This window comes from Buchnera aphidicola str. Sg (Schizaphis graminum), from assembly GCF_000007365.1.
GTDB lineage: Bacteria > Pseudomonadota > Gammaproteobacteria > Enterobacterales > Enterobacteriaceae > Buchnera > Buchnera aphidicola.
Map to the genome: position 1 here is coordinate 29,610 of NC_004061.1, position 15,341 is coordinate 44,950.

General features: G+C 28.9%; 7 protein-coding genes. 2 read left to right on the forward strand and 5 right to left on the reverse strand.

The window, feature by feature from the left end:
* Positions 1-32: 32 nt before the first annotated feature.
* Positions 33-857, forward strand: a complete 825-nt coding sequence (locus BUSG_RS00150) for a Cof-type HAD-IIB family hydrolase (RefSeq protein WP_011053566.1) — start codon at positions 33-35, stop codon at positions 855-857.
* Here the strand turns inward: BUSG_RS00150 and metR are convergent.
* Complete coding sequence (gene metR / locus BUSG_RS00155) at positions 844-1,782, reverse strand: HTH-type transcriptional regulator MetR (RefSeq protein WP_011053567.1); 939 nt, start codon at positions 1,780-1,782, stop codon at positions 844-846. The genes BUSG_RS00150 and metR overlap by 14 nt on opposite strands.
* A gap of 140 nt (positions 1,783-1,922) precedes the next feature.
* Here metR and metE point away from each other — a divergent pair, with 140 nt between their 5' ends.
* Positions 1,923-4,196 carry a 5-methyltetrahydropteroyltriglutamate--homocysteine S-methyltransferase gene (gene metE / locus BUSG_RS00160; protein ID WP_011053568.1) on the forward strand — a complete coding sequence of 758 codons (2,274 nt, stop codon included), beginning with the start codon at positions 1,923-1,925 and terminating at the stop codon, positions 4,194-4,196.
* Between the two features lie 193 nt (positions 4,197-4,389).
* Here metE and purH read toward each other — a convergent pair whose 3' ends face one another.
* From purH to rpoB, 4 genes are all read right to left on the reverse strand, one after another.
* Entirely contained in the window at positions 4,390-5,970 is a 1,581-nt protein-coding gene (gene purH / locus BUSG_RS00165; RefSeq protein ID WP_011053569.1) for a bifunctional phosphoribosylaminoimidazolecarboxamide formyltransferase/IMP cyclohydrolase, read from the reverse strand.
* 141 nt (positions 5,971-6,111) lie between these two features.
* Positions 6,112-6,384, reverse strand: coding sequence for an HU family DNA-binding protein (locus tag BUSG_RS00170; RefSeq protein WP_011053570.1), 273 nt, complete (start codon positions 6,382-6,384; stop codon positions 6,112-6,114).
* Between the two features lie 469 nt (positions 6,385-6,853).
* Positions 6,854-11,095: a DNA-directed RNA polymerase subunit beta' gene (gene rpoC / locus BUSG_RS00175; protein WP_011053571.1), complete on the reverse strand. Its 4,242-nt coding sequence runs from the start codon at positions 11,093-11,095 to the stop codon at positions 6,854-6,856.
* Between the two features lie 68 nt (positions 11,096-11,163).
* Complete coding sequence (rpoB, locus tag BUSG_RS00180; protein WP_011053572.1) at positions 11,164-15,192, reverse strand: DNA-directed RNA polymerase subunit beta; 4,029 nt, start codon at positions 15,190-15,192, stop codon at positions 11,164-11,166.
* Positions 15,193-15,341 lie beyond the last annotated feature (149 nt).

Consider the following 15,341-nt stretch of genomic DNA (forward strand, 5'->3'; position numbering starts at 1 on the left):
AATATATATTTTTTATTAAGGTTTTAATTTTTATGTATCGAATTATTGCAGCAGATTTAGATGGCACTTTACTTTCACCAGAAAATAAAATAACAAAATATACTGAAAAAATCATAAAATTTTTAATAGAAAAAGGTTTTTATTTTGTTTTTGCTTCAGGTCGTCACTATATTGATATAATGAAAATTAGAGATACTTTGAATATAAAAGTTTTTATGATTACCTCTAATGGAGCTCAAGTTTACGATTTAAATAATGTATTAATTTTTGAAAACCACTTAGATGAAGAGATTGCTTTAAAATTATGCAAAATGAAATACTTAGATGCAGATATTATCACTCAAGTATATCGTAATAATCAATGGTATATAAATAATAATAAGATAGATAATAATTTTTGCCCTACCTTATCGTCATTAAGGTATAAGTATTTTTGTCCTGATGTGTTTAACTTTAAGAAAGTCAGTAAGGTTTTTTTTACAAGTCATAATTTAAAAAAATTACATACTCTTCAAAAAGACATTATTTCTTTTTTAGGAAATCGAGTTAATGTTCATTTTTCTGTACCAGGTTGTCTAGAAGTTGTATCTGGTGAAGTTTCGAAAGGATATGGATTAAAGTTAATATCTAATATTCTTGGTATTTCTTTAAAAGAATGTATTACTTTTGGAGATGGTATGAATGATCAAGATATGCTTAGTATTTCTGGAAAAGCATGCATTATGGAGAATGCAGATTCGTCTTTAAAAAAGAATTTGCCATATGCTGAGGTTATTGGAAGCAATAAAAATGATGGTGTTGCAGTTTTTTTAAATAAAAATTTTATAAAAAATAATAAATTTATTAAATGTTTTTAACGTTTTTAAAAAAATGCGGTTTTTGTGTATCACGAATGAATTTTAAATGAGTACAAACATGTAAACGTATAGCATAAATAAAATTTTTTATTATTAGTTCTTTTTGATCACCGTCACGTATAGCAGCATATAAACGTTTCCATATTCCATCTCCTAATTTTTTTGTCACTACTAAACCTTGTTTTTCAAAAGTGTCTACTACCCAATGTGGTAATGCAGTAATGCCCATTTTTGCTGCAACCATTTGAATTAAAAGTAAAGTGTTATTTACATTTTTAAAGATTGGTATGATTCCAGCTGGTTGTAAAAAAAATTTCCATATATCTAATTTATCACGTTTAACAGGATATATCATAAGTATTTCAGAAATTAAATCTTCTGGAAGGATATTATGTTTTTTTTGAGCTAAAGGATGATTAGGAGATAATACTAAACGAACTTCAAAATCAAATATAGGAAAATAAAACAAATTGCTTCTTGGTAAAACTTCTGAAGTTAATACAATGTCTAATTTTCCTTGTTGAAGAGAAGGTTGAGGACTAAAAATCATATCTGAATAAAAATCTATTTCTACTCTTGGCCATTTTTTTTGAAAAATTTTTAATGCTGGTGTTAACCATTGAATACAACTATGACATTCAATCGCGAGCTTAATAATCATCTGATGAGTTTTTTTACAATTTTGTATTGCTTTATGAATTTTTGGTAGTATTTCTTTTGATAATTGCAGTAAAATTTCACCTTGTGCTGTAAACTTTATAGGGTTGCTTTTTCTAATAAATAATTTAAAACCTAATTTTTTTTCTAACTCATTAAATTGATGAGATATTGCTGATTGTGTTTGATGCAATTGAATTGCAGCCGCACTTAATGAACCATTGTTTTTTAATGCTTGCAGTGTTCGAAGATGTTTTATTTCGATCATGAGATTCCTTCATATCGAGAATTAACTATTTGCGCTTGCGAATTTTACTGGATATGAGAATTATAAGATATCTGATTTAAATAAATCAATATATAAAATTTTATTAATTGATAATTTTATTATGAATGATAAGGAAAAAGATGACTATTTTTAATCATACTCTTGGATTTCCAAGAATAGGTTTAAATCGTGAATTAAAAAAAGCTCAGGAAGATTACTGGTCTGGAAATCTTCTATATGAAGATTTTTTGTGCGTGGGGTCTCAATTAAGAAGAGAGAATTGGAAAAAACAAAAAGACGCCGGAATTGATTACATACCAGTTGGAGATTTTGCTTGGTATGATCATGTATTAAGTACCAGCATGATGTTAGGAAACATTCCTGAAAGACATCTTAATGTGAATGATAATAAGATTGATTTAGATTGTTTATTTCGAATTGCACGCGGTTGTTCTCCAGATGTTGCTGCTTCAGAAATGACTAAATGGTTTAATACCAATTATCATTATATAGTACCAGAATTCAATAAAAATAGAATATTAAAATTTTCTTGGAAACAAATTTTAGAAGAAACTGATGAAGCATTATTATTAGGATATAAAGTCAAACCTATAATTTTAGGTCCAATTACATATCTTTGGTTAGGAAAGATAAAAGGAGAATATTTTGATCGTTTAGATCTTCTTAAAAATATATTACCAATATATAAACAGGTTTTAAGAGAATTGTCACAACGTAATATTGATTTTGTTCAAATTGATGAACCTGCTTTAGTTTTAGATCTTCCAGAAAAGTGGAAAAAAGCTTATTCTTACGCTTATGAATATTTAAATGGAACAACTAAAATATTATTAACAACATACTTTGACAGTATTGAACATAACATAGAATATATTCGAGATTTACCGATTTATGGTATTCACATTGATTTAGTTTTTGGAAAATATAACTTATTTGATTTTAATTCTAAATTACCGAAAGAATGGATTTTATCTTTAGGAGTCATTAATGGTCGAAATGTATGGCGTGCTGATCTTATAAAATTATTTAAAAGTATTTCTACTATTTTAAAATTTCGTAAAAAATTATTAATTGGTTCATCTTGTTCTTTATTGCATTCTCCTATCGATTTACAAAAAGAAAAAAATCTAGATAAAGAATCTAAAAAATGGTTTTCTTTTGCAGTACAAAAGTGTACTGAATTATCTTTGTTATCAAAAGCGTTAAATAAAAATGATACAGATTCAATTCAAAAATGGTGTTCATCTATTTATGAACGTAATTTTTCTAAAAGAGTGCAAAAAATTGAAGTTCAAAACCGTTTATCTGAAATTTTGAATGTTAATTTTAAACGTTCTGATTCGTATAATATTCGTTCTCGAGAGCAGAAAAAGAAATTTAATTTACCTATTTTGCCAACAACGACTATTGGATCATTCCCTCAGACACTACAAATAAGAAAATTACGACGTGATTATAAACAAGGATTAATCAATGATGTTGATTATGAAATAGGTATTAAAAAACATATTAAAGAAGTAATAAAAGAGCAAGAAAAACTAGGTATAGATGTCTTAGTTCATGGAGAACCTGAAAGAAATGACATGGTTGAATATTTTGGTGAAAATTTAGATGGATTTATATTTACAGATAACGGATGGGTTCAAAGTTATGGATCACGTTGCGTGAAACCACCAATTATTATTGGTGATGTTAGTCGTTTAAAACCAATAACTGTGAAATGGTCTAAATATGCTCAATCTTTAACAGATAAACCAGTAAAAGCGATGCTAACTGGACCAGTAACTATTTTATTTTGGTCTTTTCCTAGAGAAGATATTTCATTAGAAAAAATTGCTAAACAAATCGGGTTGGCATTGCGAGATGAAGTGTTAGATTTAGAAAAAGAAAAAATAGAAATCATTCAAATTGATGAACCTGCATTACGAGAAGGCTTGCCTTTGCGTAAAAGTTTATGGAATGAATATTTGTCTTGGGCAGTAGATGCTTTTCGCTTGAGTTCTTCAGGTGTAAAAAATACTACTCAAATTCACACACATATGTGTTATTGTGAATTTCATGATATCATGCACGCTATATCTTTCTTAGACGCTGATGTTATTACAATTGAAACTGCTCGTTCAGATATGGAATTACTGAAATCGTTTAAAACATTTAAATATCCAAATGAAATTGGTCCTGGAGTTTATGATATTCATTCCTCAAACATACCTAGTATTACATCAATAAAATTTTTATTAAATAAAGCAATAGCTTATATTCCAGTAGAACGTATTTGGGTAAATCCCGATTGTGGTTTAAAAACTCGTAATTGGAATGAAACAATATTAGCATTAAAAAATATGGTTTGTGCTGCAAAAGAAATGAGAGATAAAATAAAAAAAATAACTTAAATAAATAAAATATTTTTTCTATAAAATATAAATTTTAATTAAATCATCTTTTAGATTATTTTATTAGAAATAAAAATCTAAATGATGATTTAATAAATTTAATTTTTTAGATAAAAAATAATATCTTTATTTAAAGAATAAGCCATATTAATAATTTAAAAAAATAAAAATTTGTATAAATTTTACTCTTTTATTAATGTTTAAAATGACGCTTTTTAGTAAAAATCATACTTATATTATGCTCATTGGCAGACTCAATTACCTCTTTATCTCGAATAGAACCACCTGGTTGGATAATACAACTAATACCGATTAGAGCTGCATTATCTATCCCGTCTCGAAAAGGGAAAAAAGCATCAGAAGCCATAGTTGCTCCTGTAGTATTATTGTGATTTCGATCTTTTACTTTTAAGTTTGCTAATTTAGTTGCATCAATTCTGCTTGTTTGTCCTGCTCCTATTCCAATAGTAGTTTTATTTAAACTGTATACAATAGCGTTTGATTTAACAAATTTAGCGACTTTCCAAGAAAAAATAGCATCTTCTAATTCTTTTTCAGTAGGTAAACGATTTGTAACAAAATCAAAATTTTTTGCGTTTATTTCATCACAATCATATTCTTGTATAAGTAAACCATTAGTAATTCTTTTAAAATCTAAACCTTTTTTATTTTTTTCAATTTTTCCGCAAATAAGCAAACGTATATTTTTTTTTCTTTTTAGTATTTTTACAGCCATTTCATCTATTTCAGGAGCAATAATAACTTCGACAAACTGTTTTTTAACAATTTCTTGAGCTGTGTCTAAATCTAAGAGACAATTAAAAGCAATTATTCCTCCGAAAGCTGAAATCGGATCTGCATTATAAGCAGAGAAGTAAGCTTTGATTAAAGAATTACTTTCTGAAACTCCGCAAGGATTTCCATGTTTTACAATAACACATGTTGGTTTAGAAAATTCTTTTACGCATTCTAATGCTATATCAGCATCACATATATTATTATAAGATAGATTTTTACCTTGTATTTGATTCGATGAACTGATCGTACCAGATTTTAATATTTCTTTTTCTATATAAAATGAAGATTTTTGATGTTGATTTTCTCCATATCTTAAATCTTGTTTTTTTATGAAATTTAATTGAAATTCATTTGGAAAAATATTTTTTTGATGTTTTTTTCTATAAGGATTTTTTTTTAAAAAATATTTTGAAATTATTTCTTCATATAGTGCAGTGTACTTAAAAGCTTTAGTAGCTAAATCAAATCTCGTTTCTAAACTTACAGTATTAGTATTTATTAATTGAATACATGATGTAAAATCTGATAAATCTACTATAACTATAACATCTTTATAATTTTTAGCCGCAGCACGTACGAGTGTTGGTCCACCAATATCAATATTGTCAATTATTTCTTCTATAGTAAATTCTTTTCGATTTTGTATTTTTTCAAATGGATAAAAATTCACAATTACTATATCTATAGGTATTAAATTATGTAATTTCATAATTTTTTGATCTTTTTCCCTTCGACCTAAAATACCACCTATTATTTTCGGGTGTAATGTTTTGAGTCTTCCATTCATTATTTCGGGAAAATTTGTGTAGTCTGATATTTCAAGAACAGGAATTTTATTTTTTTTTAAAACGTCAGCTGTTCCTCCTGTACAAAATAAATTAATTTTTTTTTCTGCAAGTATCTTTGATATCTTTAAAAGATCTGTTTTATCTGACAAACTAACTAAAGCATTCTTTATAATATTATTTAATGACATAATTTATTTTCTTTTTTATAAAAATATTGACTATGAATTAATATAAATTTTAATATTTTTTATATGTAAAAATTTTTATTTTTTAAAAATAGATTACTATTAGGGGCATAATGCCCCTTTTGCATTTTTTGGCAATATAAATTACTTAATTGCATTTTTTAATGTTTTTCCAGATATAAAACTAGGGACTTTTGTTGCAGGGATGATTATTTCTTTTCCTGTTTGAGGATTTCTTCCAGTACGAGATGCTCTTGAATTTACTTTAAAAGTACCAAAGCCTACTATTTGTACTGATTCACCTTTTTTTAAAGATTCAATGATAGCCGATAGTATTTTTTCTAAAGTAGATTTAATCTGTATTTTAGATAAATTAGATTGCTTAGAAATAATTTTAATTAATTGAGTTTTATTCATTATTTTCCCTTTCTTACTTAAGTAAGTATTAATTAATTTAAATAAAAAAATTTATTTTAGAATTTCAAATAATTTTTTTAATATAAATATTTACATATTTCATAGATAAGATAAAAAAAACTCTGCTTAATTCAATTTTTTAAAAATAGTTAATTAATATTTAATTTGTAAAAATTGATCGAAAACAAAAAAGATTAACTTTTAAAGTTAAAATATATAATATATCTGAAAACAAGTAAAAAGATAGTATAAATAAAGCATATACATGTGTTTTTAAGTTATTAGATTATTTTAATAAAAATTATTAAGTTATTAATTGCTAACTATAAAAATTTAATTTATTTTTTTTTAATTGTTTATTAAATTATATTTATAACTTTTAAAGTTTATTTGATAAGATAAGAAATGCTATTTTTCCATATTTTGGCTGCTTTTAAGAGCAGCCATAATATAATTATTTTAAAATTATTTATGTATGATCATGTTGTATAAGAGTGGAATTTAATAATTCTGATAAACTTGCAGATGCTTCTTCTGCACTAATTTGAGAAGAAGAGTTATTAGGTTTTATTTGATTGGTATTTACTGTATGACGACGATTTAAACGTTCTTTATGATATGCATATCCAGTACCTGCAGGTATTAAACGTCCAACAATAACATTTTCTTTTAATCCTCGTAATTCGTCTTTTTTTCCTGCAACTGCAGATTCTGTTAAAACTCTAGTTGTTTCCTGAAAAGAAGCTGCTGATATAAAAGATTCAGTTGCAAGAGATGCTTTAGTAATGCCTAATAAATCTCTTGAAAAAGTTGCAGGTATTTTACTTTGTTTATTTAAAATACGATTTGAAATTTTTATTCGAGAAAATTCTACTTGTTCTCCATCTAAAAATTCTGAATTTCCTGATTTAATGACAGTAGCTTTTCGAAGCATTTGTCTAATTATTACTTCAATATGTTTATCATTAATTTTTACACCTTGTAAACGATATACTTCTTGTACTTCATTTACAATATATTTAGTTACAGCCTGCACTCCTCTTAAACGAAGAATATCGTGTGGTGATTCGGGTCCATCTGATATAACATCACCTCGTTCAACTCTTTCTCCTTCAAAAACATTCAATTGTCTCCATTTTGGAATCATTTCTTCATATGCATCACTTCCGTCTACTGGAGTAATAATTAGTCTTCTTTTCCCTTTTGTTTCTTTTCCAAAAGATATAATTCCACTTATTTCAGCTAAAATCGCTAATTCTTTTGGACGTCTAGCTTCAAATAAATCTGCAACTCTTGGTAGTCCACCAGTTATATCTTTAGTACCTCCTGATTCTTGTGGTACTCTTGCTAAAGTGTCACCAGAACTAATTTGTACTCTGTCATCAAGTTGAACAATTGCTTTCCCAGGTAAAAAATACTGTGCTGGCATTTCTGTTCCTGAAATAAGAACGTCATTTCCATCACGATCAACAATTTTTAATGAAGGTCTTAAATCTTTTCCAATTGTCATTCTTTCTGCTGTATCTAGTACAACTATAGAAGATAATCCAGTTAGTTCATCGGCTTGTCTTGTAATACTTTGACCGTCTATCATATCTACAAATCGAACAAATCCGCTCACTTCAGTAATAACAGGTATGGTATGAGGATCCCATTTTGCTACTGTTTCTCCAGAATTAACTTGCTCTCCATGGCCTTTAGCCATAATAGCTCCATAAGGAACTTTATAAGTTTCTTTTGTTCTTCTAAAATTATCAATTATATTAAGTTCTACATTTCTTGAAGTTATAACTATCTTACCTGAAGAATTAGTAACAGACTTTGCGTTATTAAGATTGATTATGCCTTTATTTTTTATTTGAATACTAGATTCAGTAGCTGCCCTTGATGCTGCACCACCAATATGAAAAGTTCGCATAGTTAATTGCGTACCTGGTTCTCCTATAGATTGTGCTGCTATTACTCCTATTGCTTCTCCTTTATTAACTAAGTTACCTCTTGCTAAATCACGACCATAACAGTAAGCACAAACACCAAAATCAGTTTCACAATTTACTACTGATCTTACTTTCACATTATCTATAGAATTTTTTTCTAAAAGATCACACCATTGCTCGTTTAATAAAGTATTTCTTTCAATTAATATATTTTCAGTATTGGGAATTAATATTTTTTCTGCTGTGACACGACCTAAAACACGTTCACGTAATGGTTCTTTGACATCTCCTCCTTCTATTAAAGGAGTCATTAAAATTCCTTCATGTGTTCCGCAATCATTTTGTGTTACAACTAAATCTTGTGCAACATCTACTAAACGGCGTGTCAAATAACCAGAATTAGCTGTTTTTAATGCTGTATCAGCTAAACCCTTTCGTGCTCCATGAGTTGAAATAAAATATTGTAATACGTTTAGACCTTCTCTAAAATTAGCTGTTATAGGCGTTTCAATAATTGATCCATCTGGTTTTGCCATCAGTCCTCTCATTCCTGCTAATTGACGAATTTGTGCAGCAGACCCGCGAGCACCCGAATCGGCCATCATAAATATACTATTAAAAGAGATTTGTTTCTGTTTCTCGCCTTTTTTATTAAATACAGATTCTGTAGATAAGTTTTCCATCATTGCTTTAGCTACTCTTTCGTTAGCTGCTGCCCAAATATCAATGACTTTGTTATATCTTTCACCTGCCGTAACTAATCCAGATTGAAACTGTTCTTGTATTTCAGCTACTTCTATTTCTGCTTCATGAATAATATTTAATTTTTTTACAGGTATGACCATGTCGTCAATACCAACCGAAGCTCCAGATCTTGCTGCATAAGCAAAACCTGTATACATGATCTGATCGGCAAAAGCAACAGTAGGTTTTAAACCTAAAATACGATAGCAAGTATTTAACATTTTAGAAATGTCTTTTTTTCCTAAAGTTTGATTAACAATACTAAATGGCAATCCTTTAGGAACAATCATCCATAAAATAGCTCGTCCTATTGTAGTGTTTATTATCTTTGTTTTAGGAATAAAACTTTGATCTTTATTTTTTTTGTATTCTGTTATGCGTACCTTAACTAGAGAATGTAACTCTGCAATTTCTAAACGATATACTTTTTCTGCTTCATTAGAACCGTTTAAAATCATTCCCTCTCCCTTTCCATTTATTTTTTCGCGAGTCATATAATAAAGCCCTAAGACTACATCTTGAGATGGTACGATAATTGGTTCACCATTAGCTGGAGAAAGTATATTATTTGTAGACATCATTAAAGCTCTAGCTTCTAATTGAGCTTCTAGAGTTAATGGAACATGAACAGCCATCTGATCTCCATCAAAATCAGCATTATAAGCCGCACAAACTAATGGATGTAATTGAATAGCTTTACCTTCTATTAAAACGGGTTCAAATGCTTGTATTCCTAATCTATGTAAAGTAGGTGCACGATTCAAAAGAACAGGATGTTCTCGAATAACTTCGTCTAATATATCCCATACTATTGCTTCTTCTCTTTCAACCATTTTTTTTGCGGCTTTTATGGTAGTTGCCAATCCACGAACTTCTAATTTTCCATATATAAATGGTTTAAAAAGTTCTAATGCCATTTTTTTAGGTAAGCCACATTGATGTAAACGAAGATAAGGTCCTACAGTAATAACTGATCGTCCGGAATAATCAACGCGTTTTCCAAGAAGATTTTGTCGGAATCTACCTTGTTTTCCTTTAATCATATCTGCTAATGATTTAAGAGGTCTTTTATTTGAACCAGTAATGGCTCTTCCTCTTCTACCATTATCTAGTAAAGCATCTATTGCTTCTTGTAACATTCTTTTTTCATTTCTAACAATGATATCAGGTGCTGCTAAATCTAATAATCTTTTTAATCTATTGTTTCTGTTAATGACGCGACGATATAAATCGTTTAGATCAGATGTTGCAAATCTTCCTCCATCTAATGGTACTAATGGTCTTAGATCAGGTGGCAATACTGGTAAAACAGTTAAAATCATCCATTCTGGTTTATTATTAGATTGTATAAAAGATTCTAATAATTTAATTCTTTTAGTTAATTTTTTTCGCTTTGTTTCCGAATTCGTCTCATTAAGTTCTATTCTTAAGTTTTCACATTCTTTTACTAAATTTATATCTTTTAATAAAGATTGAATTGCTTCTGCTCCCATTGTTGCATAAAATTCGTCTCCAAATTCTTCTAATGCATCTAGATATTGTTCTTCAGTTAAAATTTGACGTTTTTCAAGATTTGTCATACCTGTTTCAATAACAACATAAGATTCAAAATATAGTACTCTTTCAATATCTCTTAAAGGCATGTCTAATAATAAACCTATACGTGATGGTAATGATTTTAAAAACCAAATATGAGCTGTAGGAGAAGAAAGTTCTATATGACCCATTCGTTCACGTCTAACTTTACTTTGTGTTACTTCAACACCGCATTTTTCACAAATAACACCTCGATGTTTTAATCTTTTATATTTTCCGCATAAACATTCATAATCTTTTACTGGACCAAAAATACGTGCACAAAATAGTCCGTCTCGTTCAGGTTTAAATGTACGATAATTAATAGTTTCTGGTTTTTTAACTTCACCAAATGACCAAGATCTAATCATATCAGGTGATGCTAGAGAAATTTTAATAGCATCAAAATCCTCATTTTTAGTTTGGGCTTTTAAAAATTTTAGTAAATCTTTCACGCATGAGCTCTCGTTGGAGTGAAATTTTTGAAGGTGGTAAATCTATATGTCTTATATTATTTTAAATTTTATTCATTTTCTAATTCAATATTAATACCTAATGAACGGATTTCTTTCAGCAGTACATTAAATGATTCTGGCATTCCTGGTTCCATTTGATGGTTACCATCTACAATATTTTTATACATTTTAGTTCTTCCGTTTACATCGTCAGATTTTACAGTCAACATTTCTTGTAACGTATAAGAAGCTCCATATGCTTCTAAAGCCCAAACTTCCATTTCACCAAAACGTTGTCCACCAAATTGAGCTTTTCCACCTAACGGTTGCTGAGTAACTAGACTATAAGAACCAGTAGAACGGGCATGCATTTTATCATCTACTAAGTGATTTAATTTTAGCATGTACATGTAACCCACAGTAACAGGTCTTTCAAATTTTTCTCCCGTTCTTCCATCAAAGAGTGATATTTGTCCAGAAGTAGGTAAATTAGAGAATTTTAACATTTGCTTAATTTCATTTTCCTGTGCTCCATCAAATACTGGAGTTGAAATTGGCATTCCTTTTTTTAAATTTTTTGCTAAATCTAATATTTCTTCATTTGAAAAGTCATCTAAGTTAACTTTTTGTCTTAAATTTTCTCCTAAATCAAAAGCTTTCTGAATAAATTTTTTTAAATTTGAAATCTTTTCTTGTTTTTTGAGCATATTGTTGATTTTATTACCGATACCTTTTGCTGCCATTCCTAAATGTGTTTCTAATATTTGTCCGATATTCATACGAGATGGAACTCCTAAAGGGTTTAAAACAATATCTACTGGTATACCATTTTCATCATATGGCATATCTTCAACAGGATTAATTTTTGAAATTACCCCTTTATTCCCATGTCGTCCTGCCATTTTATCACCAGGTTGTATTTGACGTTTGACAGCTAAATATACTTTTACTATTTTTAGTACTCCTGGTGCAAGATCATCTCCTTGTGTAATTTTGCGACGTTTGACTTCTATTTTTTTTTCAAATTCTTTTTTTAGTTGATTGTGTTGTTGTAAAAGTTTTTCTATCTCTTTCTTTTTGTTTCGATCTTGAATATCTATTTTAAACCATTTTTCATAGGGCAATTTATTTAAAAAATCTTCTTTAATATTAAAAGAAACAAGAGTTTTTTTAATTCTTGAAAACAGGCTTAGTTCAAATATTTTAAATTCTTCTGTTAGATCTTTTTTTGCTTTTTTAAGTTGCATGTTTTCAATTTCTAACGCTCTTTTATCTTTTTTTACACCATCTCTAGTAAAGATTTGTACATCTATTACTGTTCCGGATACTCCATTAGGAACTCTTAATGAAGAATCTTTTACATCTGAAGCTTTTTCTCCAAAAATAGCACGCAATAGTTTTTCTTCTGGTGTTAGCTGTGTTTCTCCCTTAGGAGTTACCTTTCCTACTAGGATATCACCTCCAGTAACTTCGGCTCCGATATAAACTATTCCTGATTCATCTAATTTAGATAGTGCTGCTTCTCCTACATTTGGTATATCAGAGCTAATTTCTTCTGGTCCTAATTTCGTATCTCTAGATATACAGGATAATTCTTGGATATGAATTGTTGTAAATCGATCTTCTTGTACAACCTTTTCTGAGACTAATATAGAATCTTCAAAATTATATCCATTCCAAGGCATAAAAGCGACTCGCATATTTTGTCCTAACGCTAATTCTCCTAAATCAGTCGATGGTCCATCTGCTAAAACATCATTTTTATTGATTTTTTCTCTTAATTTCACGCATGGTTTTTGATTAATACAAGTATTTTGATTAGATCTAGTATATTTAGTTAGATTGTAAATATCTATTCCGGCTTCTCCTGTATACGTTTCTTCTTCATTTACTTTAATAATTATACGAGAAGCATCTATATATTGAATAATACCGCCTCTTTTTGCTACTACTGTAACTCCTGAATCAACGGCTACTGCTCTTTCCATTCCAGTACCCACTAAAGGTTTATCAGTTTTTAAAGTAGGCACTGCTTGACGTTGCATATTCGCACCCATCAATGCTCTGTTTGCATCATCATGTTCAAGAAATGGAATTAAAGAAGCTCCTACAGATACAATTTGTTGAGTAGAAACGTCCATGTAATCGACTTGATTACAGTTAAATAAACTAGATTCTCCTTTGTGCCTACAGGTTACTAAATCATCAATAAAGTAATTATTTTTATCTATATTAGTATTTGCTTGTGCAATAACGTAATTTCCCTCTTCTATTGCAGATAAATAGTGTATTTCATCAGTTACTAAACGGTTATGTACCTTTCGATAAGGTGTTTCTAAAAATCCATATGAATTAGTTCGAGCATACACTGATAAAGAATTAATCAATCCAATATTTGGCCCTTCTGGTGTTTCTATAGGACAGACACGTCCATAATGAGTTGGATGTACATCTCTAACTTCGAATCCTGCTCTTTCTCTAGTTAAACCACCAAGTCCCAATGCTGAAATTCTTCTTTTATGTGTAATTTCTGATAATGGATTATTTTGATCCATAAATTGCGATAATTGGCTAGAACCAAAAAATTCTTTAATAGCAGCAGATATTGGTTTTGCATTAATCATATCTTGTGGCATTAGAGTATCTAAATCACCTACCGATAAGCGCTCTTTAACTGCTCTTTCTACTCTTACTAAACCGATTCTAAATTGATTTTCCGCCATTTCTCCTACTGATCTAATTCGTCTATTACCTAAATGGTCAATATCGTCTACCTCTCCCTTTCCATTTCTAATATCGATTAATTTTTTTATTACGTCTATAATATCTTCTTTATTTAGAGTGCTTACTCCTTCAATTTTTTTACGTAGTAGAGAGCGATTGAATTTCATTCGACCTACTGAAGAAAGATCATATCTATCTTCTGAAAAAAACAAATTTTCAAATAAATTTTCTGTTGCTTCTTTGGTAAGAGGTTCACCAGGTCTCATAACTCGATAGATTTCCATCAGTGCACTTATCCGATCATGAGAAGAATCAATCCGCAAAGTTTCAGAAATGTAGGGTCCATGATCTAAATCATTAGTAAAAAGTGTTTCAATAGAAAAAAAACTAGAATTTTTTAATTTTGTCAATATCTCTAGAGATAATTCTGTATTAGCTAAAATAATTGTTTCACCTGTTTTAGGATCTAAATAATTTTTAGATACTATTCTTCCTAAAATGTATTCTACTGGGACAGTAATAGAATTTATTTTATCTTTTTTTAATTCTTGAATGTGTTTTGCAGTAATACGACGACCTTTTTTTACGTATATTTTTCCATTTTTTTTAATATCAAACGATGCTGTTTCACCACGAAGTCTTTCTGAGACTAATTCTAGTTGAATTTTATTATTATTTATATTAAAAATATTTTTTTCAAAAAATAAATTTAATATTTCTTCTGTATTGTAGTTCAGTGCTCTTAAAATAATAGTTACTGGTAGTTTTCTTCGTCTATCAATTCTTACGAATAAATTATCTTTCGGATCAAATTCAAAATCTAACCAAGAGCCTCGATAAGGAATAATACGTGCGTTGTATAAAACTTTACCTGAAGAATGTGTTTTTCCCTTATCACTATCAAAAAAAACTCCAGGACTGCGATGCAATTGAGATACAACTACTCTTTCTGTACCATTAATAATAAAAGTTCCATTATTAGTCATTAATGGTATTTCACCCATATATACTTCTTGTTCTTTGATATCTTTAACAGTAGGTTCTAGAACGTCACGTTCATAAATAACAAGACGTAATCTTACTCTTAAAGGCGCTGAATAAGTAGCACCTCGTATTTGACATTCTTTAACGTCAAATATTGCATCACCCAAACGATAACTGACATATTGAAGTTCAGAGTTTCCATTATATCCACATATAGGAAATACAGAACGGAAAGCTGCTTCTAATCCATGTAAACCCTCTGGGTCTATTTTAATAAATTTTTTAAAAGAGTCGAGTTGAATTGAAAGAAGATATGGTATATCCAAAACCTGAGGACGTTTTCCAAAATCTTTACGAATTCGTTTTTTTTCGGTATAAGAGTAAACCATGGGGTTCCTAAGCTCGCTGACAGATGAATTAAGACTAAAATGGTCTTTCTGTCTGAAGGAGAGACAGTTTTTTATTTTTAATAGTTTTTTTAAATTAAAAATTTTTCTTAAAATTATGAAAACATTATTCATATCAAAACGGCTGGTGA